The organism is Neisseria sp. 19428wB4_WF04 (assembly GCF_015235335.1).
GTDB classification, from domain to species: Bacteria; Pseudomonadota; Gammaproteobacteria; order Burkholderiales; family Neisseriaceae; genus Neisseria; species Neisseria musculi.
Genome location: NZ_JADGLG010000013.1, coordinates 14498 through 40897 on the forward strand (window position 1 = coordinate 14498; position 26400 = coordinate 40897).

Sequence of the window (26400 nt, forward strand, 5' to 3'; positions counted from 1 at the left end):
GCTATCAGAAACGTGTAAGACAGGCAAAAGCCAAACTGCCTGCATTGTCAGCCCCGGAACACCGGAACCAGCTCGAAACGGCTCAGCAGTTGTGCGGCAATATTGGCTGCGCCAAACAGCAGCACCCAGGCAATCAGCAACCTGCCGCCGCCGATGCGGTAGCTTGCCGGTTTGGGAAACTTACGGCGGGCGCGCCACAGCAGCAGCGCGGGCGTGAACGCCGTCCACACGGTGGCGGCCAGCCCCACATAGCCGATAACGGTTACAAAGCCCGTGGGGTAAAGCAGGCAGCAGACCAGCGGCGGCAGAAAGGTGAGCGCGGCGGTTTTGGCGCGCCCCGGGGCATTGTCGCCCCATTTGAACATATCGGCCAGAAAATCAAACAGGCCGAGGGTAACGCCCAGAAACGAAGTGGCAATGGCCATATAGGCAAACCACGACAGCGCGGTTTCCATGCTGCCCGTGTCGGTAAAGCGCGAAAGCTCCGCAATCAGCACCGATACCTGCCCTTCTGCTTCAATCACCGGCGCAAAGGCATGACGCGGCAGGTTGCCGTGTACCGCCAACTGCCACAGCACATACACTGCCAGCGCAATCAGGGTGCCTGCTTTGAGCGCACGCGCCACTTTGGGCGCATCGCCGTTGAAATATTTCAGCAGGCTCGACACATTGCCGTGAAAGCCGAACGAGGCCAGGCACACCGGCAGCGCGGCGGCGGCATAAATCCAGTAGCGCGTGTTTTCGGCGGCCTGAGTGTCGAATAAAACCGGCAGTTTCACATCGCCCAAGAGACCGCCCGTTGCCCAGAAAAACGTTAATATCATGCCGCCGATTAAAATGCCGGTGATTCTGTCTACCAGCCGCGTGGAGAGCCACACGCAAAGTGCCAGCGCGGCAAAAAACACCAGTTGCCCCGCCGCCGCGCCCACGCTTTCTCCCGCCAGCTGCGACAAACCTTTGGTGGTCAGGTCGCCGCCCACAAAAATATAGGCATAGGTGAGCAGGTAAAGCACAAACGCCACAGCCAGATTATTGACCGTGTTCCAGCTTTTGCCGAGCAAATCTTTCACCATGGTGTCGAAGCTGGCACCGTGGGGATAGTGTGTGTTTACTTCGAGCAGCATCAGGCCGGAGGCAAGCATGGAAAACCAGGTGTAAACCAGCACCGCCAGCGAGCCGGCAAACCAAATGCCGGCGGTGGCCGTGGGGTTGGCAAACATACCTGCACCGATCACCGTGCCGGTGATAATCAGCGCGCCGCCTATCAGCGTTGGGGGTTTGGCAGACATAGTTTTATGTTCCTGTTTACAGAATTTTTCAATTATGCAGAAAAATGCGGCGGCAAACAATCACCGCAGGCTGGGCGAGGTGGTCTGCGGGCTGTGATGCAGCGGCTTTTACCCTGAGCGGTTTTATCGGGCAGACGGGCGGCCGTTTCGGCAGGCTGCGCCCATCAGGCCTGCGGCCGTCTGAAAGCATTGCAGCGGTGGCGGATGCGGTGGAAGCCCTCCGAAAAAACCAGCCGGGGATACGCCGTCTGAAAAAGCGGCAAACTGATGCGGCGTACCTGCAAGGGCGGCGGCAAATCTGTGTTGAAAAATATACAAACTGATGATTGTTCAGGAAAAATCCGGTGCGGGCGTTGTGCCTGAAAATCCAAGCGGGGCAGTTTTGCCGCCCGGTTTTGCCATCGCCGAAAGCCACTGTTTGCTTGGTGTTGCAGGGTTCCCTTTACAGGCACCGCTATCGTGAGCCGCTTAATCTCCGTTGCTGCGCCTTGATTCAAAAGGGAACGGTTTTGCCGGCCACCCGAGCAGCAGAGTCGGCTCCGTATGGTTTGCAGCCTGTTGCCTTGTGCCGGAATATAGGGAGGATTCGCAATATAGGCCGTCTGAACGGCAGGCAGTTTTGTTTAGGGGTATAATACCGCCGTTTGGCAGGAGTGCGCCCGCCAAACCGGACAATGCCTGATACTGCGTCTGCCCAAGGCATGACAAAACTTCTACCCATATCAGGAGTTTTACCATGAGCGAACCGAGCAAAGCCCCCACACCCGACCACGCCGAATACAATGCTTATTTTCCCTCCCCTTACTCCCTGAGCCGCTACACCGCGCCGAAAACCGATTTTGCCGGCCTTCGGTTCGACCAACCCTACACCGGCGGCAAATACAGGGTTTTGATGATAGGCACCGATGAGCGTTATCTGCAAATGCAGAACGGCAAACTGTTTTCCACCGGCAACCACCCTGTAGAAACCCTGCTGCCGATGCTGCACATTCACGAAGCGGGCTTTGAAATCGATGTGTGCACCCTTTCGGGCAATTCGGTCAAATTCGAAATGTGGGCGATGCCCCAAGAAGACGAAGCGGTGCAGAAGATTTTTGCAACCTATCTGCCCAAATTCCAAAAGCCGCTGAAACTGGCCGATGTGCTGGAGCGCGCCACCGCCTCCGATTCGCCCTATATCGGTGTGTTGATACCCGGCGGACACGGCGCGTTTACCGCCATCCCCCACAGCCGCGAAGTGGCGCAGGTTCTCAACTGGGCCGTGGCGCAGCAGCGCAGCATCATCACACTCTGCCACGGCCCCGCCGCGCTGGTTGCCGCTGCCGAACACGGCGCGTTTCCCTTTGCCGGCTACAATCTGGCCGTGTTCCCCGATGCGCTTGACGAAGGCGCCAATATCGACATCGGTTATATGCCCGGCCGCCTGCCGTGGCTGGTGGCCGAGCGTTTGCAGCAGCTGGGCATGAACGTGGTCAACAGCGGCATCAGCGGCGAAGTATGCCGCGACCGTGAGCTGCTCACCGGCGACAGCTCGCTGGCAGCCAACAACTTGGGCATACTGGCCGCCGATGTATTGCTGCAAGCCGCAGCAGAGTTGGGCTGAGCCGTCTGATGCAGGCCGAGGCCTTTGCAAAATCTTGAGGCCGTCTGAAAACAGAAATACCGCATTCCCGCGCAAACAGAAGTCCGAATAAAAATATTGGCGAAGCAAATCATTGGATGCCGAAGGCCGGGGTTTCCGGCTGCGCGGGAATGAAGGCAAATAACGCGCTGGCGGTATTTTTAAATTTTGCAAATACCTCAGGCTGTTAGGTTTGACTGTCGGAGAATACCGTTTAAATTATGAGAGCCGTTATCCAGAAAGTTACCCGTGCCGCCGTAGATGTGGTAAACGGTAGCGGGCGCGAAACCGTAGGCAGTATCGGACACGGCCTGGTGGTGCTGCTTGGCGTAGGCCGCAGCGACACCGAGGGCGATGCCCGCTACATTGCCGATAAAACCGCCAACCTGCGCATTTTTGAAGACGGTGCGGGCAAATTGAACCTTTCATTGAAAGACACCGGCGGTGCGGTTTTGCTGGTGTCGCAATTCACGCTTTATGCCGATGCCCGCAACGGCAGACGGCCGTCTTTTTCGGAAGCCGCCCCGCCGCAGCAGGCCGGCGCACTCTACGGGCAGGTGGCCGCCATGTTGCGAAGACACGGCATTGCGGTGGAAACCGGCCGCTTTCAAACCCATATGCAGGTAGATTTGTGCAACAACGGGCCGGTAACACTGCTGCTGGATTCTCAAAAAATGTTTTAACGGCTGCCATATACTTGCCGGTAACACTGCTGCTTTTACCGCAACCGGCCGAAACCTCAAGCGCGTTTCTTGCTTCAACGCCATACTCGGGCTTGGTTCCAAGTTTCTTTTTATAGAGAAAAGGCTATTCAGGCGCAACCCGATTATGGCAGCGGCAAGCATCTTTTCAGACGGCAGGGGCGGGTTCTGCCCCTAAGGTCTGCTGCCGTCTGAATACCCCTGCCGCCGTTCCCGGCAAGCGCAGGCCTGTATTTTAAAACCAACCGATATCGTCATGCCGGCTGCCTTGAATCATGACGGCACCAACCCGCGCTGCGGTATGGTTTTCGTATGGTTCCCGGTCTGCCTTGTGTTGGCTGGAGTGGCAGGCGGTATAAAAACATCAGGCCGTCTGAACATGGTTCAGACGGCCTGATGCTGCCCCGCAGCCATCAATCGGCCAGCAGGCTTTCGTCCAGCGTTAAGTCTTCACTTTTGTTTACGCCTACCTTGCGCTCGATCACGTTGCGGGCGATAGCCTGCGCCTCGGCCAGCGAGTGCATTCGATAAGTGCCGCATTGGTATTCGTTCAACTCGGGGATTTCGTTCTGATTCTGCACGTTTAACACGTCCTGCATCGAAGCGAGCCACGCATCGGCCACACGGGCTTCGTCGGGCATACCGATTAAGCTCATATAAAAGCCGGTGCGGCAGCCCATCGGCGAAATATCGATAATTTCCACACCGGCGCCGTTCAGGTGTTCACGCATGAAACCGGCAAACAGATGTTCCAGCGTGTGTATGCCTTTTTCGGGCAGGATTTCCCGATTGGGCACACAAAAGCGCAGATCATAAACGGTAATATCATCGCCTTTGGGCGTGCGCATGGTTTTGGCCACCCGCACCGCAGGCGCGTGCATACGGGTATGGTCCACTTTAAAACTGTCGAGCAGCGGCATCATCGTTCCTTTGGAAAATTGCAGCAAACCCGAATCATAGCATTTTTCGGCAGCAGGCCGTCTGAAAACAAACGCTGCGTTTGTTTGGGCTTCGTGTAAATTTTTCTGCGTTTGTTTCGCAGCACTACCATCGGTGGAGAAGGACGGGCGGCCGGAGAGGTATAGGGCAGCCCGCTGGCAGTGGAGGTCATTGCTTTGGAAAAAGACCAAGTGTGTATCTGGTGCCGGAAACCCATCCGGCGGTATTGTGCAGGAGTTGCCGGGTGCGGCCAACCAAGTAAAAGAAGCTTCCGAAAAGGCGTACTTGGCCGACCCTGTGTGCGGAGCATTTTCGCAACCGTGCGCTAGGCAGTGGTTGCCGGGCCGCCGGGCTGCGCTATCTGTGCTACGTCAAAAACGTAATGCCCCGCTTTTGGTATGATGCTTGTGCTTTATCTGTATCTCTACTGACACTATCAAGAGAAAAACCTGCACCGGCAGCCGGTGCGGGGCTTCCTAAGGAGCGCAGAATGCAAAATACCATGCAGCCCGTAGGCCGAAGCTGCGGCGACCAGTCTGATGCACAGCGTTATTTTACAGTTTGGCGCTGGCATTTCTATGCGGGCGTATTCGTTACACCTTTTTTAATTTTGTTGGCACTCACCGGCTTGGGCATGATTTTTACCGCCAATATTTACGGCAAAGACGGCGAAAGGATGAAGGTTGCCGTTCAGACGGTTGCCAAGCCGTTGTCGCAACAGGCGCAGGCAGCGCTGGACGCCGTTGACAAGGCACAGGGTATGGTGGTGCAGTATATTGCTCCGCGTGCCGCTGATACAGTAGCCGTTTTCCGTGTTAATGACGGCAGCGGCAAAGCCACGATGGTGGCAGTCGATCCCTACACCGCCGAAGTGGCCGCCGCTTATCCGCGCAACAAGGGTTTTTATTACCTGATGGACAATATCCACAGTGATATGCTGTTGGGCGGTGTTGGCGACTATATTTTGGAAACTGCAGCGGCACTCACGGTTCTGCTGGTTATCAGCGGCTGGTGGTTGTGGTACCAGAAGCAGGGCAGTCTGCCGAGGATGCTGGTTTCGCCGTTCGGCAAAAAACGTTCGTGGTGGCGCAGCCTGCACGGTTCGGTTGGGACGTGGATCAGCTTGATGCTGCTGGTGTTTTGTGTGTCGGGCATGGCTTGGGCAGGGATTTGGGGCGGTAAGGCGGTGCAGGCGTGGAATCAGTTTCCGGCCGGAAAATGGGGTGTGGTACCCGATCCTGAGTCTGTTGTGCCTGTACATGGGGATCTCAATGACGGCGAAACCAAAGAAATCCCTTGGGTTCTTGAGCTGACCCCTATGCCGCAGTCGGGCACAACGGTAGGAGTGGGAGGTATTGCGCCCGGCCTGCCGCCAACGCTGGATACGGTGGACCGCTTCGCCCGTGAAAGCGGATTTCAAGGCCGCTACCACCTGTATTTCCCCAAAGGCAAAACCGGTGTGTGGACGCTCAACCGTGATTCGATGAGTTACGACAGCCCCAGCCCCACGGCCGACCGGACCGTACACATCGACCGCTACAGCGGCAAAGTGTTGGCCGACATCCGCTTTAACGATTACAGCGCGTTCGGCAAATTTATGGCCGCCGGCGTTGCTTTTCATATGGGGACGATGGGTTGGTGGAGCGTGGTACTCAACATGGTGTTTTGCCTGGCGGTGGTGGGTATGTGCGTCAGCGGCTGGATAATGTGGTGGCAGCGCCGCCCCAAAAATGCCGCAGGGCTGTTGCCGCCGCCGCAGAAAAACGTTGCCGCTCCCAAGACGCTGCTTGTTGTTTTGCTGGTATCGGCGGTGGTTTTCCCCACTGCTGCTGCCGCTGTTGCTGCGGTTTGGCTGCTGGACAGACTATTGCTGGTGTGCCTGCCTAGGATGGCGGCTTATTTGAAATAGCGGCTCTGCATTCTGCCTGTTTGCCGCCGGCCTGCATCGTTTGTGCTGTTTGACTGCCTGTCGGAGGAGGGAGTATTTCAGCTGAGTGGGGCTGTTTGATTTTTTAAGGCAGAAAGCTGGCGGTACAGCCATGTTTGATTCGCGGCCGTCTGAAAAAGTTTCAGACGGCCTTTATGAGTTTCATTCATCAACCCATGCAAATTTAGCGTTTGCCATACGGCGTAAAAACAGTCAATATCCAGCATTGACAAATTGTTCCACCGAATATTTCCGCAAAGGATACCTTATGAATACTTTTCACCTCTCAGGCTATCCGCGCATCGGCGCGAAGCGCGAACTGAAATTTGCCGTAGAAGCCTTTTGGAAAGGCGCGAAAACCGAAGCCGAAGTCGAGGCCGTTGCCGCCGAAATCCGCCGCGCCAACTGGGCTGCCCAAAAAGCCGCCGGTGCCGATTTGGTGCCCGTGGGCGATTTTTCTTTTTACGACCATGTGCTCGATTTGCTGTGTACACTGGGCGCGGTTCCGAAACGCTTCGGTTTCGATGCCGCCGGGCTGACCCTGTCCGAATATTTCCAACTGGCGCGCGGCAACGCCACCCAGTTTGCGATGGAAATGACCAAATGGTTCGACACCAACTACCACTACATCGTGCCTGAATGGCACGCCGACACCGAATTTTCGGTTAATGCGGGCCGTTTGATTGGCCAAATCAAAGAAGCCAAAGCGCAGGGCTACGACATCAAGCCCACGCTCATCGGCCCCATCACCCTGCTGTGGCTGGGTAAATCCAAAGACGAAGGCTTCAAACGCCTGAGCCTCTTGCCCAAACTGCTGCCGGTTTACGCCCAACTGTTGCGCGAGCTGGCCGCCGAAGGGGTGGACTGGATTCAGATCGATGAGCCGATTCTGGCGGTGGATGCCGATCAAAACTGGCTGAACGCCTTTGCCGACACCTATAAAGAACTGGCAAACACCGGCGTGCGCATCATCATCGGCACCTATTTCGCTTCTGTGGCCGAACATCTCAACCTGCTGAAAAACCTGCCGGTTCACGGCGTACACATCGATGCCGTGCGCGCCCCCGAGCAACTTGCGGTGTTTGCCGATGCCTGGCCGGAAAACAAAGTGCTGTCGGTCGGCCTGATAGACGGGCGCAACGTATGGCGCGCCAATCTGAGCAAAGTCATCGACACCCTCAAACCCGTTGCCGGCAAACTGGGCAACAACCTGTGGATCGCGCCCTCCTGCTCGCTGCTGCACAGCCCGCAAGATTTGGCCGTTGAAGAAAAACTCGATGCCGAAATCAAATCGTGGATGGCGTTTGCCGCGCAAAAACTGGTTGAGCTGGGCGTGGTGAAACAAGCCCTGGCCCACGGCAAAGACAGTGTGAAAGAAGCCGTTTCCGCTTCCGATGCCGCCGCTGCCGACCGCGCCACCAACAAAAAAATCCACAACGAAGCCGTGCAAAAACGCGTGGCAGGTCTGCCCGAAGGCGCCGACCGGCGCAAATCACCGTTTGCCGAGCGCATCAAAGCCCAACAGGCTTGGATGAACCTGCCCGTGCTGCCCACCACCACCATCGGCTCTTTCCCGCAAACCGCCGAAATCCGCCAAGCGCGCGCCGCCTTCAAAAAAGGTGGGTTGAGCGCCGCCGATTACGATGCCGCGATGAAAAAAGAAATCGCCTACTGCGTGGAAGTGCAGGAAAAACTGGAATTGGACGTGCCCGTGCACGGCGAAGCCGAGCGTAACGACATGGTGGAATACTTCGGCGAGCAACTGGCGGGCTACTGCTTCACCCAGTTCGGCTGGGTGCAGAGCTACGGCAGCCGCTGCGTGAAACCGCCGATCATTTTCGGCGATGTTTCCCGCCCAGAGCCGATGACCGTTTACTGGTCTTCTTATGCGCAAACGCTGACCAAACGCCCGATGAAAGGCATGCTTACCGGCCCGGTTACCATGTTCAAATGGTCGTTTGTGCGCGATGATGTGCCGCTGAGCCTGGTGGCCAAACAAATCGCGCTGGCCTTGAATGATGAAGTGTTGGACTTGGAAAAAGCCGGCATCAAAGTGATTCAGATTGACGAGCCTGCCATCCGCGAAGCCATGCCGCTGAAAAAAGCGCAATGGAGCGAATACCTGGCTTGGGCCTGCGAATCTTTCCGCCTGTCGTCCAGCGGTGCCGAAGACAGCACCCAAATCCACACCCATATGTGTTACTCGGAGTTTAACGATATTCTGCCGGCCATTGCCTCTATGGATGCCGATGTGATCACCATCGAAACTTCGCGCTCCGATATGGAACTGCTGACCGCGTTCGGCGATTTCAAATACCCCAACGACATCGGTCCGGGCGTGTACGACATCCACAGCCCGCGCGTACCGACCGCTGCCGAAATCGAGCATCTGCTGCGCAAAGCGATGGAAGTGGTGCCAGTGGAGCGTTTGTGGGTCAATCCCGACTGCGGCCTGAAAACCCGGGGCTGGAAAGAAACCGCCGAGCAATTGGAAGTGATGATGGCCGTTACCAAAAAACTGCGCGCCGAGCTGGCGGCCGAATAATGCCGGGCCTTTGAAATAGAGAAACAAAGGCCGTCTGAAACTGAGCTCTGTGATCAACAGAGCTCAGTTTTTTATTGTGGAAAAGGGCTGTAGAGAATTCCGGCATTGTTTTCAGACGGCCTGAACCCCTGTACGATTTCGTAAAGATTGCGGCTTGAATAAGCTGCCGGCGGCCTTATATTAAAGCCCTGTCGAAATAACCAACCGCAAAGGATTCACCCAAATGAGCGAACAAAACCAAACCGTAGAAAACAGCGAAGCTGCAGAAATGCTGCAAACAGAGCAGGAAGAAGTGCAGGAGCAGCCTTCTTACGAAGATTTGGCAGCCAAAATCACAGAGCTGGAAGGTATGTTGAAAGATGAACAACTGCGCGGTTTGGCCAACGAGCAGAATCTGCGCCGCCGCCATACCGAGGAAATCCAAGCCGCACACAAATACGCCGGCCAGAAATTCGCTACCGAAATGCTCACGGTGAAAGACTATCTGGAAATGGCGCTGCTCGACCAGAGCGGCAATTTCGATGCGCTGAAAACGGGCGTGCAGATGACATTGAACGAATTAAACAAAGCCTTCGAGCATACCCAAATCACCGAAATCAACCCGCAGCCGGGCGACAAACTCGACCCCCACCTCCACCAAGCCATGCAGGTGGTGGAAAGCGGTCAAGAACCCAATACCGTTGTCGGCGTGATGAAAAAAGGCTACCGGCTGGCCGACCGCGTATTGCGTCCCGCCATGGTAACCGTGGCCGAAGGCGGTGAGGGCGGCAACTGAAAGCACCGTTTCAGCCGTTTTGCAGGCAGCAACTTCAGACGGCCTTAAGGGTTGGGGCATCAATGGCCGTCTGAAAGCAAAGCGTAAGGACGGGCTTGTGGATAAGTAAATCAAATAATTGAATTAAAAATAATTATTTCGTCAAAAAATTTAAGTGTGCATACTTGAAAAGTGAAAAACACACCTTATTTACCAACCCGACAGGGCAGAGGCCCGGATAGAATTTCAGAAATCATTTAAGGAGCAATAACACAATGGCAAAAGTAATCGGTATCGACTTAGGTACAACCAACTCATGCTTGGCTATTTCAGAAAGCGGCCAAACCAAAGTGATTGAAAATGCCGAAGGCGCGCGCACCACGCCTTCCGTTATCGCCTATTTGGACGGCGGCGAAATTTTGGTCGGCGCACCGGCCAAACGTCAGGCCGTAACCAATGCAAAAAACACCATTTATGCGGTAAAACGCCTGATCGGCCACAAATTCGAAGACAAAGAAATTCAGAAAGACATCGACCTGATGCCTTTCGACATTGTGAAAGCCGCCAACGGCGATGCCTGGGTGAAAGCGCAGGGCAAAGAGCTGTCGCCCCCGCAGGTTTCCGCCGAAGTGCTGCGCAAAATGAAACAGGCCGCCGAAGCCTATTTGGGCGAGCCGGTAACCGAAGCCGTGATTACCGTGCCGGCCTATTTTAACGACAGCCAGCGCCAAGCCACCAAAGACGCGGGCCGTATCGCCGGCTTGGACGTAAAACGCATCATCAACGAGCCGACCGCCGCCGCCCTGGCTTTCGGTATGGATAAAAACACCAAAGGCGACCGCAAAATCGCCGTGTATGATTTGGGCGGCGGCACCTTCGATATTTCGATCATTGAAATTGCCGATATTGACGGCGAAAAACAGTTTGAAGTGCTGGCCACCAACGGCGACACCTTCTTGGGCGGCGAAGATTTCGATCAACGCCTGATCGACTACATCATCGCCGAGTTCAAAAAAGAACAGGGCATCGACCTGAAAAACGATGTGATGGCGCTGCAACGCCTGAAAGAAGCCGCCGAAAAAGCCAAAATCGAGCTTTCCAGCAGCCAGCAAACCGAAATCAACCTGCCCTACATCACCATGGATGCCGCAGGCCCGAAACACTTGGCGATGAAAATCACCCGTGCCAAATTCGAAAGCCTGGTGGAAGATTTAATCGAACGCTCCATCGAGCCGTGCAAAGTGGCCGTTAAAGATGCGGGCTTGAGCGTGGGCGATATCGATGATGTGATTTTGGTGGGCGGCCAAAGCCGTATGCCCAAAGTGCAGGAAGCCGTTAAAGCTTTCTTCGGCAAAGAGCCGCGCAAAGACGTGAACCCCGATGAAGCCGTGGCGCTCGGTGCCGCGATTCAGGGCGAAGTGTTGGGCGGCGGCCGCAGCGATGTATTGCTGCTCGATGTAACCCCGCTGTCGCTCGGTATCGAAACCATGGGCGGTGTGATGACCAAGCTCATCAGCAAAAACACCACCATTCCGACCAAAGCATCGCAAGTGTTCTCAACCGCCGAAGACAACCAAAGCGCCGTTACCATCCATGTGCTGCAAGGCGAGCGCGAGCGCGCCTCGGCCAACAAATCGCTGGGCAATTTCAATTTGGGCGACATCGCACCGGCACCGCGCGGTATGCCGCAGATCGAAGTAACCTTCGATATCGATGCCAACGGTATCCTGCATGTGTCGGCCAAAGACAAAGGCACCGGCAAAGAAGCCAAAATCACTATTCAGGGTTCTTCAGGTTTGAGCGAGGAAGAAATCGAACGCATGGTGAAAGATGCCGAAGCCAATGCCGAGGAGGATAAAAAACTGACCGAACTGGTGGCTTCGCGCAACCAAACCGAAGCACTGATTCACTCCGTGAAAAAATCACTGGACGAATACGGCGACAAACTTGATGCCGGTGAAAAAACCAAAATCGAAGACGCTTTGAAAGCCGCCGAAGAAGCCGTGAAGGGCGAAGACAAAGCCGATATCGATGCCAAGGCCGAAGCCTTGGGCGCCGCCAGCCAAAAACTGGGGGAATTGGTTTATGCCCAAGCCCAAGCCGAAGCCAATAATGCCGGCGCGGAGCAGGCGGCAGGCAGCGCAGCCAACGGCAACGATGATGTGGTGGATGCCGAGTTTGAAGAAGTAAAAGACAAGAAAGACTAGTCTTAACGGCCGGTAGGCAGGGGCGCTTGAAAAAGCGCCCTTTCTGCGTTTCGGGCTCCAGGTTTGCGCCCCGTAACCTTTGCGCAACCCACTCAGGCCGTCTGAAAATATTTGTCGCCGTTATCCTGCCTGCGCGGGGCAGCTTTGCAGGCCTGCATAACCGATAACGGGTTTTCATCATTTCAGACGGCTTTTTCAGACGGCGCCGGTGAATTTGGCAAAGGCTTTGCGCAGAATCTCTGCCGTTTCTTTTCCGGGAAAAAGCTACCCGGGCCAAGCCCGGGTAGGGTAAGTGGCGCGAAACGGTAAAGCTCATTTTTTCGGCTTCATCACCACCATATGCCGTTCGGCATCGAGCATGGGCACATGGAGTTTTTCTACTTTCACCACTGCCACCGAGGCAGGGATATGCTCCAACTCCTCATAAGGATACACGCCTTTCATGGCCGCCCAATAACCGTTTTCGTTCAAAAGGTGTTTGGTGAGCGAAATAAAATCAGCCAGCTCGGCAAACGCACGGCTGGTAACCACGTCCACCTTTTTATCGTGTACCGCTTCCACGCGGCCGGCGGCAACGGTTATATTATCCAGCCCCAGCTCAATAACGGCCTGTTGCAGAAAGGAAGTTTTTTTGGTGTTGGAATCCAGCAGGGTAATCTGCAGATCGGGTCGGCAGACGGCAGTGGGAATGCCGGGCATACCGCCGCCGGAGCCGACATCCATCAATGTTTTTGCGTCTTTCACAAACGGCAGCAGGGTCAGGCTGTCGAGAATGTGGTGGCTGATAATCGATGATTCATCGCGCAGGGCGGTCAGATTGTAGGTGGTGTTCCACTTGGTGAGTAGGGCAACGTATTCGAGCAGCAGCAATTGTTGGGATGGGGTGAGTGTGAGGCCGAGTGCCTGCAAGCCTTCTTGCAGTTGTTGTTTGTTATTCATCGTGCGCGTTCCTTTGGGCTTGAATCCGCCTGCGGCAAACCGGTGTGCAGCGCAGCAGATAAGGTTACAGTTTTTTGATTGGCCGTAATCTTATCGGAAAACGGGCGTTTGCGTAAATTGCCTGCACAGTTTCAAGCCGTCTGAAAACAGATTTGCGGCGATGCCCGGCTGCGTTTTAGCCTTCCAGAAACTGCGTTTTCAGGCGGCCTTTTCGGTTCGAATGTTAAGCGGGCAGGCATGGGCGGCGGAATGATTCATCTGCTTGGAATGCTGTTTGGCGGCGGCGTTTGGTTTTACGGCATACGGAATCTATCCTGAAAAAAGTGTATCTATATGTTTATATCATTGAATAAATTTAAAATTTTTTTACTGCTTAAAATGGTTGCCCGTTCGAACTTTTCTTTTTCTCTGCTTTCTCACTGATACATGTTTCACAACATGGTGTTTTTTTACCAACTTCAAAAAAGGATATACAGATGAAAAAGTTTATCGTACTCGTATCGGCTGTCATGATGTCTGCCGCCGTAACAGCCGCTCCGGCGGATAAGGCCGACAAAAAAGTGGAAGACAAAGTGAGCACGGCCAAAACCGCTAAGTCTGCTAAAACCAAAGCTTCCACCGAAACGGCCGGCACCGGCGCAGCCGCTGCTACTTTTGATGCCTCGGGTGTGAAATCCGCCAGCGGCATTCAGTAAGCCGTTAAGTTTCGGAATAACAGCCGCCGTTAAGACGGTGTGCCGGTTATTCTGAAACTTTAAATCAGGTTTGATGCAACACCTGCCCCAAATGGGCGGGTGTTTTTTCATTACAAACGGTTGCGGATTCATCATCGGGGAAACCGATATTTTTATGCACAGGCAACGCCCGTTCACATCGAAGCAATCTAAGATGGCGCCTTCAAACAGAGCAAACCGGAATAACGGTTAGTCTGATATTTTGGTTCCATAACCTTTTTCTGAAAGCGCAAACCCGTTATGAAGCAACTGATTAAGACCGCTTCACTGTTGATGATTTCAGCCGGCCCGGCTGCAATGCCGCTGGCTGCGCAGGCGGTTCGGCCGCATAAATCTGCCGAACCGCACAAAGCAGAGCAATCCAAACCCGAGCTGCGCAAAGCAAAACGGGCAGAGCGGCCGAAGCCGCCCCAAAAAGCCAAGCCAAACCAAAATGTGAAAAAAGCCAAACAACCGCCCGTGCAGCACAAACCGGCACCGCGCCCCGATAAGCGCCGTTAAGGCAGGGTTGCTGGTGAAAGGCCGTCTGAATGTTCAGACGGCCTTGATTGCCGGCGGTTTGCGGCGGGCCGGAATCTTTGCAGTTCAGGCATCGGGCAGCCGCCACATCCATAGGGCTACGGTCAGGCAGAACAATGCCGAGGCGGCGCTCCACCACCATTGGGCGGGAAAGCGGTAAAGCAGCCAGCCGCACGAAAGCATCATCATCGCAAAGGCCAGGTATTTGGCACGGCGGGGTATGGCACGGCGCGTTTCCCAATTTTTCACCATAGAGCCGAAAATGCGGTGGTGGTGCAGCCAGTGGTGGAAGCGCGGCGAAGCGCGCGCCCAGCAGGCGGCGGCGAGTATAACGAACGGTGTGGTGGGCAGCACGGGCAGAAAAATGCCGATAATGCCCAGTAGCAGGGCAATTGCGCCGAGCAGCCAAAAAAATGAGCGTAATATCATGTTTTCCCTATTTTTATATGGTGGATTTCATGGCTTCGACACCGGGCAGCAAGCCCTAAGGCAGTACAAGCGGCAGATAAAACCGCTTTCTTTGAGCCAAAGTGCAGCAAAGCTGCAGCGGAATGGGGCAAATTCACTTATGGTGCGGGCCGCGCGGAATCTGCAAATCGTCCCAACCCTGCTGCCCTATTTGCTCCAGCAGCGCCATGTTGCGCCCGAAAATGGCTTCGGCATCGGGAAACGCTTCGGCGGCTTTGCTGATGCTGCTTTCGCGTATCAGGTGCAGCGTAGGGTAGGGCGAGCGGTTGGTGTAGTTGGTGATGTCGCCGGCTTCGGTGCCCTCAAAGCGGAAGTCGGGGTGGAACGGCGCAATTTGGACAACGCCCTCCAAATGATTGTCGGCAACGGCCCGGTCGGCTGAATCGAGCATATCGTTAAACACCAGAAAATCACCAAACAAACCGGGGCAGACCAGCAGCGTGGTTTCGATTTTGTCGGGCGGCGTGCTGCCGATGAGTTGCAGCTCGCGGTCTAAGTCTTCTAAAAAGCCGTCCAGGTGTTTGGCGCGGCTGACGCTTATCCGCACCAGGCCTTTCACATAAGGCGCTTTGGCAAAAGGGCATAAGTTCAGGCCGATAACGGCTTTTTCGAGCCACAGGCGGGTGTGGGCAATAACGGTTTCGTTGCAGGCAGGCATGGTTGAGTGTTTGATTAAAAACAGCCTGCAATCATAAGGTTTTTTGCTGCCGGTGTGAACGGGCGTTAAAGCAAAACAGGCCGTCTGAACGCTTTCAGACGGCCTGTCGGTGTGATTGGCTGATGATTGTGGTGCCGTTTAATCCTGCTGCAAATGCCCCAGCGGCAGCGCGGTGGTGTTTTTGATTTCTTTCAGTACAAAGCTCGATTTGGCATCTTGCACGCCCGGATGCGAGAGCAGGGTGTCGAGCACGAAATGCGAAAACGCATTCATATCGGTGAAAAAGGCATGGAGCAGATAATCGGTTTCGCCGGTGAGTGCAAAGCAGCTGAGCACTTCGGGCCAGCTTTGTACGGCGGCGGAGAAATCATTGCGGGCTTCTACCGCTTTATCAATCGACACGCGGATAAACGCCTGCAGGCCGAGCTTTACCGATGCGGGCGAGAGCAGCGCGGCGTATTGGCGGATGATACCGGCGTCTTCCAACTGCTTCAAACGGCGCAGGCAGGGAGAGGGCGACAGCGCCACGCGTTCGGAGAGTTCCACATTGGTCAGGCGGCCGTTTTTCTGCAGCACCTGTAGGATTTTGAGATCGGTTTTGTCTAAATTGATTTGCGCCATGCCGGCCCTTTCTTCTTATCGCAGTGGTTGTGTCGGAGTTTCCGCTTGAAATACGGCTTTAATATAAGATAATTCAACTTAACGCACAATAGTTTAAAAAATATATTATTTTAAAATAATCTGTGAGAATATCTGCTGTTTCATACGGCATTATTGTTTTAGGCCGTCTGAATAAAAACGGCGCGGCTGCTTTATCGAAGCAATGTAAACAATGCCCTTGCCCCGCAGCGGGATTAACGCCATAATCCAAAAAGTGTGCAGGAGAGTGTTGCGGCCGGTGATGCCGCAGCCGCCGAAGGCGCAGACACCCTTAAATCGCTCAGGCAAAAGGACTGTGCACATTATCGCAACATCTGGAGAGCGGCGCGGCTGCGCCCACCGAAGGGGCGAAGGCCGTCTGAAAGTGTTCAGGCGTGTGCGGGCAGTTTTCAGACGGCCTGCCGCCGAAAATCTCAGGTCGAAGGACAGATAGGGCCGCGCGCATAACCCATGCCGCAGTTCAATCTATGGAGAAACCCGATGACCGCCCTCAAAACCACCCCTTTCCACCAAGCCCATCAAGATGCCGGCGGCAAATTAATCGATTTCGCCGGCTGGGAGCTGCCGATTCACTACGGCTCGCAAATCCAAGAACACGAAGCCGTGCGCACCGATGCCGGTATGTTTGACGTATCGCATATGCTGGTTACCGATGTAACCGGAGAGCAGGCCAAAGCCTTTTTCCGCAAACTGATTGCCAACGATGTGGCCAAGCTCGGTTTTGTGGGCAAGGCACTGTATTCGGCCATGCTCAACGACAACGGCGGCGTTATCGATGATTTGATCGTTTACCGCACCAACGAAGCCGAAACCCAATACCGCATCGTATCTAACGGCGCCACCCGTGAGAAAGATTCCGCCCAGTTTGCCAAAATCGGCCAAGCGTTCGGCATCACGCTGACCCCCCGCTGCGATTTGGCCATGCTGGCCGTGCAAGGCCCCAAAGCCGTTGAGAAGCTCTTGAAAGTGAAGCCCGAATGGGCCCAAACCGTGAACAACCTTGCCGTTTTCCAGGGCGCCGATTTGGGCGGCGACTGGTTTGTCGCCCGCACCGGCTACACCGGCGAAGAGGGTGTGGAAGTGATTCTGCCCGGCAGCGAAGCCGGTGCCTTTTTCGCTACCCTGCGCGAAGCCGGCGTGCAGCCCTGCGGCCTCGGCGCACGCGACACCCTGCGCATGGAGGCGGGCATGAACCTTTACGGCAACGATATGGACGACAACACCAGCCCGCTCGAAGCCGGCATGGGCTGGACGGTGGATTTGAAAGACGAAAGCCGCGATTTTGTCGGCAAAACCGCGTTGCTGGCTTTGAAAGAAAAAGGCGTTGCCGTGAAACAGGTCGGCCTGTTGCTGGATAAAGGCGGCGTGTTGCGCGACCATATGGAAGTGATTACCGATGCCGGCAAAGGCATCACCACCAGCGGTGTGTTTTCGCCCAGCCTGAAACAGTCCATCGCCATCGCCCGTGTGCCGAAAAACTTCAACGGCGAAGCAGCCAAAGTGCTGGTGCGCGGCAAAGAAGTGAACGTGCGGGTGTTGAAGCTGCCGTTTGTGCGCAACGGCAAAAAGCAGTTCGAATAACCAAAAGCAGGCTTTCAGACGGCCTTCGATTGAGTCGGGCCGTCTGAAAAAAGCGGCCGGGCAAATTTTTCAGACGGCCTTTGACGGCCAATCCACTTGATTTTAAATTGATTTCCGATGCCGAACCGCAGACAGTATGGCAAAGCACCGCAACGCCGTAACGGAAACAGAGTGGTTCACTGCATCTTGCGTTTAATCATAGAAGCCGTGGCTGTGAAAATGACACCTGTGCGTTAAGGTTTTCTACCGCAGGCAGTTTGAAACACGGGGCGGGAATGCAAATTTCCCGCCCTTGTTTTACAATAAGCGGTCAAGCTGTTTCAGACGGCCGAACCTGCGGCGTGTTCAAACCGCAGGCCTGCGGTTCTGCACAATCCGCCTGCGGCCGTCTGAACAGGCGTTTTGCGCGGCATCGGCCTTATCGGCAAAGCAGATAGGTTTCAATCAATATAGTGGAAGAATGATGATGTATAAAAAATTATTGCTGCCTATTGTGTCGTTTATGCTCGTTCTGACGGGCTGCGATGCCAAAGATATCTGCCTCGACCAAGGCGGCAGGTATAATGAAGCCACCAAGCAGTGCGAAAAATAACGGCTTGTTCAAACCTTTCCAACCAGGAGAATCAAACCATGAGCAATATTCCCGCCGAATTGAAATATGTGTCCAGCCACGAATGGCTGCGTTTGGAAACCGACGGCACGGTAACCGTGGGCATCACCGAACACGCGCAAGAGTTGCTGGGCGACATCGTGTTTGTGGAGCTGCCCGAAGTGGGCGCCGATCTGGCTGCCGAAGAGCAGGCGGGCGTGGTGGAATCGGTGAAGGCCGCTTCCGATGTGTACGCGCCGATTGCGGGCGAAGTCGTGGCCGTGAACGATGCGCTGGCCGATGCGCCCGAAACCGCCAACAGCGAGCCTTACGGCGCGGGCTGGTTTTTCAAAATAAAACCCGCTAATGCCGCCGATTTGGACGGCCTGCTGAGTGCCGAGCAATACGCCGCAGAAATCGGTTAAACCTGTCGGCCGTCTGAAACTTTTGCTGTGGAAATTTTTTCAGACGGCCTTTCCACGCCGTTTCAGAAACTGCATGATACTCGGGCTCGATTCGGGTATCTTTTTATTTTGACAAGATATTTTCGGGTGGGTAGCAATCGGGCAATACCGCACGCCGTTGCATATCGCAAACCCGCTTCATTTCCGGCATCTGGCAGCATGGGCAGCACACCATCGGTTCTGCTGCCGGCGGCGGCCGGCAAAGCCGTTTTCTTCGGGCTGTGCCGCAACGGAAATAAAGCGCTTCGATACCACCTTTGCGAAAGACCGTCTGAAACCATGAAAACCCTCGGCATTATCGGCGGCATGAGCCCCGAGAGCACCGTATCGTATTATCAGATTATCAACCGCGAAGCCAACTGCCGTTTGGGCGGCAACAGCAGCGCCGATATATTGATGCACAGCGTGAACTTTGAAACCATTGCCGCCATGCAGCGCGCGGGCGACTGGCAGGGAGCGGGCGAAATGCTGGCGCAGAGTGCGCGCAGGCTGGAAAACATGGGGGCGCAGGCGCTGGTGTTGGCCACCAACACCATGCACAAAGTTGCGCCCGCCATCGAAGCGGCAGTGGAGATTCCGCTGATTCATGTGGTGGATGCAACGGCTGCGGCCGTTGGGGCGGCGGGGCTGCGAAAAGTGGCACTGTTGGGCACGCGCTTTACCATGAGCGATGGTTTTTATACCGACCGTCTGCGCAGATCGGGCATCACAACCGTGGTGCCGTCTGAAAGCGGGCAACACGAAATCCACCGCGTGATTTTTGAAGAATTGTGCCGCAACCGTTTTACCGAAGCGGCAAAACGTGATTATCTGCGCGTGATCGGGGAGCTGCAGAACGAAGGCGCGCAAGGCGTGATTTTCGGCTGCACCGAAATCGGCCTGCTGCTGAAACCGCAAGACTGCCCGCTGCCGGTGTTTGACAGCGCCGAAATCCATGCGCTGGCAGCGGCAGAGTTTGCTTTGCATGAAGATTGAAGCGTTGCAAGCCGTTTTCTGCCTAAATCTGAGTGATGCCCGGGCTTGAACCGGGCATCTTTTTTCAATGGCTTTCGGGAAAACGAGATGCCCGTTTCAAGCTCGGATATGGCGGTATTGAAGCGTTTCAGACGGCCGAAGGCGTTTTGACAGAGGTTTCGGGCTGTTGCTTTGGGAAACACGCAATAAACCGCACCCCTCGGGCAGCCGGCCTCGGGGCGGCGGCTTTTTATAGCGGCGTACACAGGCAGAGGCAGGTTGCAAAAGAGGCAGTGCCTGCAGGGGTAGGGCGCAAAGCAGGCAGCCGGAGGGTTTTTCTTAGGCGGGGCGGCAGTGTGCAGGCGGGCTCCGTGGGATACCCACGGAACAAAACATATCAGGGAGCAGAGTGCAGGCATTACAGGTGCAGCCAATCCGCTTTATTTCCGTTACGGCGTTTTGTCGTATTGTCTGCCGCCTGCCCCTTGTGCCGAAAATAAAGTGGATGCATTAGAGCGACCAAGGTGTAGAAAAGCTGCGGAGTGAGTGGATTCGTGGTGCCGCCGCGATGGGGCGGGGTGGAAATGAAAAGGGCCGAACCCTGCTTAACACGGGATTCAGCCCTGAGAAGGCAGCCGCTTGCTCAAACTGCTTGAACCGGGGTTGGTTCGTTGCCGTTTATTTTCGGAGCGGCTTGGGGGCTACTAATCAGCCATCGCCATCAGGCCCGCATTGCCGCCGGCGGCGGTGGTGTTGGTGCTGCACGAAATTTCTTCAAACACTTGGTAAATATCCAAGCCGTTTTCAGACGGCAGCACTTTAATCAACGCGCCTTCCGAGGCGGCCAGCGACTGTTTGTATTCTGCCGGCAGCAGGGAAAGTGCGGCCACATGGCGGATACCGCTCTGCTCGGGGCACGTGTGTATTTCCAGCAGGCCGCCGAGCGGTTCGGCATAGGCGGCCAGCGGGTGGTCGGGCTCGATCACCGCGCGGATGCCGTTGGCCGCCAGCGCAATCAGCGCGGCAAATGCCTGCTCCAGGCTGCCGCCGTAGAGCCACACCCGTGCCGGCGCGCGCCAGCCCAGGGTGTTGCGCTCGCCGGTGGGGCCGGGCAGCACCACTTCTGCCCGGCGCAGGGTCAGCACTCTGGCGGTGCCCAGCCCGGCGGCCAGCTTCAGTTTGGATTCTTGCGGCAGCGGCAGGCTGTGCAGCAGGTTTTCCAACTGCTTGAGTGCGGCTTCATCGGCTTGGCCGATGCGGCTCAAATGCGGCACTTTCCATTGTTGCAGGCGGGTGAGGCGCTGCAGGTAGAACGGGCCGCCCGCTTTGGGGCCGGTGCCGGAAAGGCCGTGGCCGCCGAAAGGCTGCACGCCCACCACCGCGCCCACGATATTGCGGTTGATATACACATTGCCCGCTTCGATACGGCCTTTGATGCGTTCTACGGCGCCATCGATGCGGCTGTGGATGCCGTGGGTGAGGGCGTAGCCTTTGCTGTTGATCTGATTGATTAAATCATCGAGATTTTCAGGCCGGTAACGGATAACGTGCAGCACGGGGCCGAACACTTCGCGCTGCAATTCGTTGAGATTGTCCAGCTCAAACAGCGTGGGCGGCACAAACGTGCCGTTGCCGGCGTTTTCAGACGGCCTGATTTGGTGGCAGGCGCGTGCGCGGGCTTTCATGGCGTCGATATGTGCCGACAGATTGGCTTGCGCTTCGGCATCAATCACGGGGCCGATGTCGGTGTCCAGCCCGCGCGGATTGCCCACGCGCAATTCGTTCATTGCACCTTTAATCATGCCCACCATGCGCTCGGCGGCTTCTTCCTGCACACACAGAATGCGCAGTGCCGAGCAGCGCTGGCCGGCCGAGTCGAAAGCAGAGTTGAGCACATCGGCGCACACTTGCTCGGTCAGCGCGGTGCTGTCGGCAATCATGGCGTTTTGGCCGCCGGTTTCGGCAATCAGCACGGGATTGTCGCTGCGTTTGGCCAAAGTTTGGTTAATCAGGCGCGCCACTTCGGTGGAGCCGGTGAAAATCACGCCGTTGATGCGCGCATCTTGGGTGAGTGCCGCGCCGACATCGCCCGCGCCCAACACCAGTTGCAGGGCTTCGGGCGGCACGCCGGCTTCGTGCAGCAGGCGCACGGCATAATGGGCAATCAGGCCGGTTTGCTCGGCAGGCTTGGCCACTACGGTATTGCCTGCCGCCAGCGCCGCCGCCACTTCGCCCACGAAAATCGCCAGCGGGAAGTTCCACGGGCTGATGGCTGCCACCGTGCCCAAAGGTTCGGCATCTTGAGGCAGGGTGTGCTCGGCTTCATCGGCATAATAGCGGCAGAAATCCACCGCTTCGCGCACTTCGGCAACGGCGTTGTTCAGCGTTTTGCCCGCTTCGCGCACGGCCAGCATCATCAGCGCGGCGGTATGTTCTTCGAGCAGGCCGGCAAAACGGCGCAGGCAGGCGGCGCGCTTGGCGGCGGGCGTGCTGCCCCAAAGGCTTTGTGCGGCCACGGCGGCACCAACGGCTTCCTGCACCAGCGCGGCATCGGCAAACGATACGCTGCCGACAATATCGCTGTGGTCGGCGGGATTATGCACGGGGCGGGCGGGCTGCATTTCGCGGCTTCGGCCGTTGATTAAAGAGGCCGTCTGAAAACTTTGGCCGGCAGCTTCGTTCATTGAGGTTTGTAATTGCTGCAACACGTTTTCATTGCTCAAATCCACACCGAGGGAATTCAGACGGCCGGCGCCGTAAAGCTCGCGCGGCATCGGCAGCGCGCTGTGGCGGCGCACCCCCTGCTCGGCGATGGTGTCGAGCGGGCTGCGGATTAATGTTTCGATGCTGATTTTTTCATCAACGATTTGGTTTACGAAAGACGAGTTGGCGCCGTTTTCGAGCAGGCGGCGCACCAGATAGGCCAGCAGGGTTTCGTGTGTGCCCACCGGCGCGTAAATGCGCACGCGGCGGCCGAGGTTTTGCGCGCCGACCACTTGGTCGTAGAGCGTTTCGCCCATGCCGTGCAGGCATTGGAATTCGAATTCTTTACCTTCGCCCATTTGGTAAACCGCCGCCAGCGTGTAGGCGTTGTGGGTGGCAAACTGCGGAAACACCGCGTCTTGCGCTTCAAGCAGTTTGCGCGCACAGGCCAGATAGGAAATATCGGTGTGCAGTTTGCGGGTGTAAACGGGATAGCCGTTCAGGCCGTCTGTTTGCGCCCATTTGATTTCGCTGTCCCAATACGCGCCTTTTACCAGGCGTATCATCAGCCTTTGCTGGTTGCGCCGCGCCAAGTCCACCAGATAATCAATCACAAACGGGCAGCGTTTCTGATAAGCCTGCACCACAAAGCCGATGCCGTTAAACCCTGCCAAATCGGGGTCGGATACCAGCGCCTCCATCAAATCGAGCGACAATTCCAGCCGGTTGGCTTCTTCGGCATCGATGTTCAGGCCGATATTGTAAGATTTCGCCAGCATAAACAATTGTTTGAGCTTGGGCAGCAGCTCGCTCATCACACGCTTGTGCTGTGCGCGCACATAGCGCGGATGGATGGCGGAAAGCTTCACTGAAATGCCGTTGCCTTCATACACGCCCGCGTTTTGCGCATCTTTGCCGATGGCGTGGATGGCGTTCGCGTAATCCTGATAATAACGCTCGGCATCGGCCTGCGTCATTGCCGCCTCGCCCAGCATATCGAATGAAAAACGGTAGCCCGATTTTTCACGCTCTTTGCCGTTTTGCAGCGCCTCTTCTATGGTTTGCCCGGTAACAAACTGCCTGCCCAGCATACGCATGGCGTAATCCACGCCTTTGCGGATGAGCGGTTCGCCGCCCTTGCCCAGCATACGGGTTAATGCTGCGCCCAAACCCTGCCGGCCGGCGGGGGCGGTGAGTTTGCCGGTAATCAGCAGACCCCATGCGGCGGCGTTCACGAATAGCGAGGGGCTGTTGTTGAGATGGCTTTTCCAATCGCCGTCTGAAAGTTTGTCTTGTATCAGCTTGTTGCGGGTGGCGTTGTCGGGAATGCGCAGCAGCGCCTCGGCCAGGCACATCAGCGCCACGCCCTCTTCGCTGGAAAGCGAAAATTCGTGCATCAGCGCATCTACGCCGCTGGCTTTTTTGCGGTTTTCGCGCACTTGGGTAACGAGACGGCGCGCCAGTTGCGAAGCGCCGTTTTGCTCGGCGGCACTCATTTGCGCGCGCTGGAGCATATCCTGCACCGCTTCGGTTTCATCGCGGCGGTAGGCTTGGGTAACGGCTTGGCGCAGAGCGGTTTGCTGCGGATGGGCAAAGTGAAACATATTTTTCTCCGTTGTTTTTGTTTCAGACGGCCTTTGCTTCAGAGTGTGCAGTCATCATGCTTGCGAAGCGGTTTTTTGAGGGAAAATCGGCAGATGCAGGGCAAAAAGCACAGCAAGATTGAACTGTCTTGCGCGCATTTTTAACGCGGCAGATGAGGATTTTGACCAAAAATACCGCCGCAATGCTTCCTGACCACACGCTCTAAAGGCCGTCTGAAAAAGCGGTAGGCAAAATGATGATTATCTTGAATCAACAGTTTACCAAAGCTTACAAAAAGACGGTAGCAGGATAACCAACCCCGTCATCACAAAAAGCCTGTCTGCGGGGCGTTGGCAGACAGGTCGGATGGTGCGTTCGAAAGTATTGCCGCCGTTTCCGCCCGGCGCAAACAACGGCGGGTGCGTATTTTCAGACGGCCGCCAATGCCTGCCGGAAGTGGCGGCGCATTGCGCATCTGGGCCTTTTACGCCGTTTATGGTTCGCTCTTCACTGCTTTGAGCACCACTTTGCCGTTATCGTTGAACCATTCCAACTGCGTGCCGCTGATGCGGTAGGTTCGGTGTGTGCCGACAGCGGTGCCGAGGCGGCTGTCGATTTCCATATGCTGCCCGTCCGCGCAGGCTTTCAGGGTACTGGCGGCATCTGAAAAAATCAGGCGGTTGCCGCTTTGGCGGTAGCGTCCGAAAAGCCTGTTGCAGCCGCCGTCGGTGTGGAAATACCCGTCTGCCAGCAAGGTGATGCTTACCCCTTCGGGCATGGCGGCGGAATCGGCCTCCTGCACCTGCCATTTGCCTGCCAGGCCGGCAGAAGGGGCGGCAGAAGGGGCGGCAACGCAGGCCGCCGGCAGCAAAGCTGCAAATAAAGTAAGGGGTTTCATTGGGCAGTCCTTTCTCATATCGGTCAGATTCTACCAGCGCAAGAGCCGGAAATTCAAACCATGCGGGGCGCGCCAATCATTAACCGCTTGTTTGTTCTTTCGGTTCAAGCAGATTTCAGACCGCCTGAAGTCTGAACATGATATTCGGTTTGACTTTGCAAACCGCGCAGGGCTCTTCTGTCTGATTATTCCAGCGCGGCCACGGTAATCTTAGAGAGGCCGTCTGAAAAGCCTTTGGCATAGCGGTAGGGAATCAGGCCGCTTACTTTACCGTTTTGCACCACGGCCTCATAGGCGCACACCAGTCGCTCATCAGGCAAAACGTTCAGCGAGTAATCGGCGTTGAGCAGCGGCGAAATGCGGCTGAACAAACGCCACAGCACGCGGCTGCCGTCCGGCAGGCCGAAGGCCGCCTGAAAACGGGTGTTGCCTTCGTTGCAGCCCACATGGAAACGGTTGTAGTCGGACGGGGCATGGCCGGGAAACGGCACCGCGCCGGAAAAACCGAAAATACGGTCGTGCGCACACAGGCTTTGGCGGGCATAAGGCCACACGTTTTCACGCAAAAACAATTGGTCGGCGAAATGGCGTGAAGCCGGCGGCACGGCCAGAAAGGCTTCGATTCTGCCGCGCATATCGGGCACGCTGCCTGCCACGGCGCCCCACAGCCCGGCCAATATCAGCTCGGTGTGGGTGCCGGCATCGCGCAGGGTGTGAAACAGCTTGCCGCTGCTTATCCATTCGCGCACCGCGCGGGCTTCGCGCTGCGAAACCACCGAATCGGCATCGCGGAAAACCACCCGCGCGGCTTCGGGGTCGTCCATCGCCAGAAACCGCCACATCGCGCCCGGCCAGTTTTCCACGCTGCCGCGCACCCGCACAATTTCGGCACCGTTGGCCTGCAACCGCTGAACCGCAGTTTCAGGCACGCTGCCATCGATATAGAAGCGGCACGTCCAGCCCGGGTAGATTTCGCCGGCCAATTCGGTGTTCATCACCGCCGGTTCAATGTATTCTGAGCCCGCACCGAACAGCGAAAACGCAATGATGTTTTTGCCGCCGGGGCGTTCACGGGTTTGCGGCGGCGCAATCTGCGCGGCAATGCTTTTATCGCGAAGCTGCAAGGCCTGCAGGCCGTAGGTGCGGCAGTTTTCCCAATCGCCGAGCGCACCGTAGGCATGGGCAAGCGCATCGAGCGAATTGATATGCTGCGGGTTGCGCTGCAGGGCTTTTTCGGCATAGCCGATGCCCTCCTGCCACAGGCCGCCTTTCACGGCTGCGGTGGCAGCATCGCTCAGCGGTGCAACGGCTTTGGGAATCAAAGCGTGGGCTTTGACGGCTTCGCACACGGCTTCACGGTAGCGTCCGGCGGCCATATGCTGTTTGAACTCGGCAGAAATCCGATCGAGCTGCTGCTGTGTTTTCTGCAGTTTGGGCGGCAGCGGTCTGCTCATATGTTTTCCCTTTTTCAGACGGCCCATCGGCCTTTATCGAAAACCATCATGATAATGCAGCCGGTGCGGCAGGCGGCAGGCCGTCTGAAAAATCGCTTTAAAACGGCTCTGCGTCTGTTGCGGCGGGATAACCCCCTGCTTTTGCGCCCGCTTTGCAGGTTTTTATCCGTATGGAAATTTATGTGCGCAAACCCGCCTTAGAATAAATGCTC

General features: G+C 56.2%; 23 protein-coding genes and 1 riboswitch. Of the genes, 13 read left to right on the forward strand and 10 right to left on the reverse strand.

The genetic code is table 11. The features are described from left to right. Window positions 1–47: 47 nt before the first annotated feature. Window positions 48–1289, reverse strand: a complete 1242-nt coding sequence (locus IR141_RS04675) for an aromatic amino acid transporter (protein ID WP_135034503.1) — start codon at window positions 1287–1289, stop codon at window positions 48–50. Between the two features lie 44 nt (window positions 1290–1333). On the opposite strand from IR141_RS04675, the gene IR141_RS04680 reads away from it, so the two are divergent. The 4 genes from IR141_RS04680 (at window position 1334) to IR141_RS04695 (ending at window position 4008) form a co-directional block, all read left to right on the forward strand. Continuing rightward, window positions 1334–1612 carry a hypothetical protein gene (locus tag IR141_RS04680; protein ID WP_135034504.1) on the forward strand — a complete coding sequence of 93 codons (279 nt, stop codon included), beginning with the start codon at window positions 1334–1336 and terminating at the stop codon, window positions 1610–1612. 413 nt (window positions 1613–2025) lie between these two features. Continuing rightward, a complete protein-coding gene (hchA, locus tag IR141_RS04685; RefSeq protein ID WP_135034505.1) occupies window positions 2026–2892 on the forward strand; it encodes a glyoxalase III HchA in 867 nt (288 codons plus the stop codon). A 239-nt stretch (window positions 2893–3131) separates the two neighbouring features. Further along, window positions 3132–3593 (forward strand): D-aminoacyl-tRNA deacylase, encoded by a 462-nt coding sequence (gene dtd, locus IR141_RS04690; RefSeq protein WP_135034506.1) that lies wholly within the window; start codon window positions 3132–3134, stop codon window positions 3591–3593. Window positions 3594–3867: 274 nt separating this feature from the next. Next, window positions 3868–4008: a hypothetical protein gene (locus tag IR141_RS04695; RefSeq protein ID WP_167743047.1), complete on the forward strand. Its 141-nt coding sequence runs from the start codon at window positions 3868–3870 to the stop codon at window positions 4006–4008. 16 nt (window positions 4009–4024) lie between these two features. Here IR141_RS04695 and luxS read toward each other — a convergent pair whose 3' ends face one another. Beyond that, the gene (gene luxS / locus IR141_RS04700; RefSeq protein WP_135033308.1) at window positions 4025–4531 is read right to left on the reverse strand and encodes an S-ribosylhomocysteine lyase; all 507 of its coding nucleotides are present in this window, start codon (window positions 4529–4531) and stop codon (window positions 4025–4027) included. Window positions 4532–5052: 521 nt separating this feature from the next. Between luxS and IR141_RS04705 the strand changes: the two genes are divergently transcribed. The 4 genes from IR141_RS04705 to dnaK all read left to right on the forward strand — a co-directional run bounded on the left by IR141_RS04705 (window position 5053) and on the right by dnaK (window position 11983). Beyond that, window positions 5053–6459, forward strand: a complete 1407-nt coding sequence (locus tag IR141_RS04705) for a PepSY domain-containing protein (protein ID WP_135034530.1) — start codon at window positions 5053–5055, stop codon at window positions 6457–6459. 286 nt (window positions 6460–6745) lie between these two features. Continuing rightward, window positions 6746–9022 carry a 5-methyltetrahydropteroyltriglutamate--homocysteine S-methyltransferase gene (gene metE / locus IR141_RS04710; protein ID WP_135034507.1) on the forward strand — a complete coding sequence of 759 codons (2277 nt, stop codon included), beginning with the start codon at window positions 6746–6748 and terminating at the stop codon, window positions 9020–9022. A 223-nt stretch (window positions 9023–9245) separates the two neighbouring features. Then, complete coding sequence (gene grpE / locus IR141_RS04715) at window positions 9246–9797, forward strand: nucleotide exchange factor GrpE (protein WP_135034508.1); 552 nt, start codon at window positions 9246–9248, stop codon at window positions 9795–9797. Between the two features lie 254 nt (window positions 9798–10051). After that, complete coding sequence (gene dnaK, locus IR141_RS04720; protein ID WP_135034509.1) at window positions 10052–11983, forward strand: molecular chaperone DnaK; 1932 nt, start codon at window positions 10052–10054, stop codon at window positions 11981–11983. A gap of 312 nt (window positions 11984–12295) precedes the next feature. On the opposite strand, the gene rsmG is transcribed toward dnaK, so the two are convergent. After that, window positions 12296–12922 carry a 16S rRNA (guanine(527)-N(7))-methyltransferase RsmG gene (gene rsmG / locus IR141_RS04725; RefSeq protein ID WP_135034510.1) on the reverse strand — a complete coding sequence of 209 codons (627 nt, stop codon included), beginning with the start codon at window positions 12920–12922 and terminating at the stop codon, window positions 12296–12298. A 476-nt stretch (window positions 12923–13398) separates the two neighbouring features. Between rsmG and IR141_RS04730 the strand changes: the two genes are divergently transcribed. Together IR141_RS04730 and IR141_RS04735 are read left to right on the forward strand one after the other, a co-directional pair. Then, window positions 13399–13617, forward strand: coding sequence for a hypothetical protein (locus IR141_RS04730; RefSeq protein WP_135034511.1), 219 nt, complete (start codon window positions 13399–13401; stop codon window positions 13615–13617). Between the two features lie 279 nt (window positions 13618–13896). Beyond that, complete coding sequence (locus IR141_RS04735; RefSeq protein ID WP_135034512.1) at window positions 13897–14157, forward strand: hypothetical protein; 261 nt, start codon at window positions 13897–13899, stop codon at window positions 14155–14157. Between the two features lie 84 nt (window positions 14158–14241). On the opposite strand, the gene IR141_RS04740 is transcribed toward IR141_RS04735, so the two are convergent. The 4 genes from IR141_RS04740 to IR141_RS04755 all read right to left on the reverse strand — a co-directional run bounded on the left by IR141_RS04740 (window position 14242) and on the right by IR141_RS04755 (window position 16406). Beyond that, window positions 14242–14604, reverse strand: a complete 363-nt coding sequence (locus tag IR141_RS04740) for a YbaN family protein (RefSeq protein WP_135034513.1) — start codon at window positions 14602–14604, stop codon at window positions 14242–14244. Between the two features lie 133 nt (window positions 14605–14737). Continuing rightward, a complete protein-coding gene (locus IR141_RS04745) occupies window positions 14738–15301 on the reverse strand; it encodes a DUF1415 domain-containing protein (RefSeq protein WP_135034514.1) in 564 nt (187 codons plus the stop codon). A gap of 138 nt (window positions 15302–15439) precedes the next feature. Further along, on the reverse strand, window positions 15440–15922 hold the full coding sequence (locus IR141_RS04750) for an Lrp/AsnC family transcriptional regulator (RefSeq protein ID WP_135034515.1): 483 nt from the start codon (window positions 15920–15922) through the stop codon (window positions 15440–15442). Between the two features lie 248 nt (window positions 15923–16170). Continuing rightward, a riboswitch (glycine riboswitch) is annotated at window positions 16171–16267 on the forward strand. Beyond that, window positions 16242–16406 carry a hypothetical protein gene (locus IR141_RS04755; RefSeq protein WP_167743049.1) on the reverse strand — a complete coding sequence of 55 codons (165 nt, stop codon included), beginning with the start codon at window positions 16404–16406 and terminating at the stop codon, window positions 16242–16244. Its footprint overlaps the riboswitch before it by 26 nt. A 35-nt stretch (window positions 16407–16441) precedes the next feature. Here IR141_RS04755 and gcvT point away from each other — a divergent pair, with 35 nt between their 5' ends. The 3 genes from gcvT (at window position 16442) to IR141_RS04770 (ending at window position 19570) form a co-directional block, all read left to right on the forward strand. Continuing rightward, the gene (gene gcvT / locus IR141_RS04760) at window positions 16442–17542 is read left to right on the forward strand and encodes a glycine cleavage system aminomethyltransferase GcvT (protein ID WP_135034516.1); all 1101 of its coding nucleotides are present in this window, start codon (window positions 16442–16444) and stop codon (window positions 17540–17542) included. Between the two features lie 630 nt (window positions 17543–18172). Beyond that, the gene (gene gcvH / locus IR141_RS04765) at window positions 18173–18556 is read left to right on the forward strand and encodes a glycine cleavage system protein GcvH (RefSeq protein WP_135034517.1); all 384 of its coding nucleotides are present in this window, start codon (window positions 18173–18175) and stop codon (window positions 18554–18556) included. A 318-nt stretch (window positions 18557–18874) separates the two neighbouring features. Next, entirely contained in the window at window positions 18875–19570 is a 696-nt protein-coding gene (locus IR141_RS04770) for an aspartate/glutamate racemase family protein (protein ID WP_135034531.1), read from the forward strand. 683 nt (window positions 19571–20253) lie between these two features. Here the strand turns inward: IR141_RS04770 and putA are convergent. From putA to IR141_RS04785, 3 genes are all read right to left on the reverse strand, one after another. Then, window positions 20254–23856, reverse strand: coding sequence for a bifunctional proline dehydrogenase/L-glutamate gamma-semialdehyde dehydrogenase PutA (putA, locus tag IR141_RS04775; protein WP_135034518.1), 3603 nt, complete (start codon window positions 23854–23856; stop codon window positions 20254–20256). Window positions 23857–24329: 473 nt separating this feature from the next. Beyond that, entirely contained in the window at window positions 24330–24734 is a 405-nt protein-coding gene (locus tag IR141_RS04780; protein WP_167743051.1) for an META domain-containing protein, read from the reverse strand. Window positions 24735–24919: 185 nt separating this feature from the next. Continuing rightward, window positions 24920–26188 (reverse strand): M48 family metallopeptidase, encoded by a 1269-nt coding sequence (locus tag IR141_RS04785; RefSeq protein WP_194198377.1) that lies wholly within the window; start codon window positions 26186–26188, stop codon window positions 24920–24922. Window positions 26189–26400: the final 212 nt, after the last annotated feature.

What these genes read in the sequence shown, in the direction of transcription:
- IR141_RS04675 (WP_135034503.1), bottom strand. Translation starts at nt 1,289, where the DNA reads ATGTCTGCCAAACCCCCAACGCTGATAGGCGGCGCGCTGATTATCACC.
- gcvH (WP_135034517.1), top strand. Translation starts at nt 18,173, where the DNA reads ATGAGCAATATTCCCGCCGAATTGAAATATGTGTCCAGCCACGAATGG.
- dnaK (WP_135034509.1), top strand. Translation starts at nt 10,052, where the DNA reads ATGGCAAAAGTAATCGGTATCGACTTAGGTACAACCAACTCATGCTTG.
- IR141_RS04680 (WP_135034504.1), top strand. Translation starts at nt 1,334, where the DNA reads ATGCGGCGGCAAACAATCACCGCAGGCTGGGCGAGGTGGTCTGCGGGC.
- rsmG (WP_135034510.1), bottom strand. Translation starts at nt 12,922, where the DNA reads ATGAATAACAAACAACAACTGCAAGAAGGCTTGCAGGCACTCGGCCTC.
- IR141_RS04780 (WP_167743051.1), bottom strand. Translation starts at nt 24,734, where the DNA reads ATGAAACCCCTTACTTTATTTGCAGCTTTGCTGCCGGCGGCCTGCGTT.
- IR141_RS04740 (WP_135034513.1), bottom strand. Translation starts at nt 14,604, where the DNA reads ATGATATTACGCTCATTTTTTTGGCTGCTCGGCGCAATTGCCCTGCTA.
- IR141_RS04695 (WP_167743047.1), top strand. Translation starts at nt 3,868, where the DNA reads ATGCCGGCTGCCTTGAATCATGACGGCACCAACCCGCGCTGCGGTATG.
- IR141_RS04755 (WP_167743049.1), bottom strand. Translation starts at nt 16,406, where the DNA reads ATGCGCGCGGCCCTATCTGTCCTTCGACCTGAGATTTTCGGCGGCAGG.
- IR141_RS04785 (WP_194198377.1), bottom strand. Translation starts at nt 26,188, where the DNA reads ATGAGCAGACCGCTGCCGCCCAAACTGCAGAAAACACAGCAGCAGCTC.
- IR141_RS04750 (WP_135034515.1), bottom strand. Translation starts at nt 15,922, where the DNA reads ATGGCGCAAATCAATTTAGACAAAACCGATCTCAAAATCCTACAGGTG.
- IR141_RS04730 (WP_135034511.1), top strand. Translation starts at nt 13,399, where the DNA reads ATGAAAAAGTTTATCGTACTCGTATCGGCTGTCATGATGTCTGCCGCC.
- gcvT (WP_135034516.1), top strand. Translation starts at nt 16,442, where the DNA reads ATGACCGCCCTCAAAACCACCCCTTTCCACCAAGCCCATCAAGATGCC.
- luxS (WP_135033308.1), bottom strand. Translation starts at nt 4,531, where the DNA reads ATGCCGCTGCTCGACAGTTTTAAAGTGGACCATACCCGTATGCACGCG.
- metE (WP_135034507.1), top strand. Translation starts at nt 6,746, where the DNA reads ATGAATACTTTTCACCTCTCAGGCTATCCGCGCATCGGCGCGAAGCGC.
- grpE (WP_135034508.1), top strand. Translation starts at nt 9,246, where the DNA reads ATGAGCGAACAAAACCAAACCGTAGAAAACAGCGAAGCTGCAGAAATG.
- dtd (WP_135034506.1), top strand. Translation starts at nt 3,132, where the DNA reads ATGAGAGCCGTTATCCAGAAAGTTACCCGTGCCGCCGTAGATGTGGTA.
- IR141_RS04770 (WP_135034531.1), top strand. Translation starts at nt 18,875, where the DNA reads ATGAAAACCCTCGGCATTATCGGCGGCATGAGCCCCGAGAGCACCGTA.
- IR141_RS04705 (WP_135034530.1), top strand. Translation starts at nt 5,053, where the DNA reads ATGCAGCCCGTAGGCCGAAGCTGCGGCGACCAGTCTGATGCACAGCGT.
- IR141_RS04745 (WP_135034514.1), bottom strand. Translation starts at nt 15,301, where the DNA reads ATGCCTGCCTGCAACGAAACCGTTATTGCCCACACCCGCCTGTGGCTC.
- hchA (WP_135034505.1), top strand. Translation starts at nt 2,026, where the DNA reads ATGAGCGAACCGAGCAAAGCCCCCACACCCGACCACGCCGAATACAAT.
- IR141_RS04735 (WP_135034512.1), top strand. Translation starts at nt 13,897, where the DNA reads ATGAAGCAACTGATTAAGACCGCTTCACTGTTGATGATTTCAGCCGGC.
- putA (WP_135034518.1), bottom strand. Translation starts at nt 23,856, where the DNA reads ATGTTTCACTTTGCCCATCCGCAGCAAACCGCTCTGCGCCAAGCCGTT.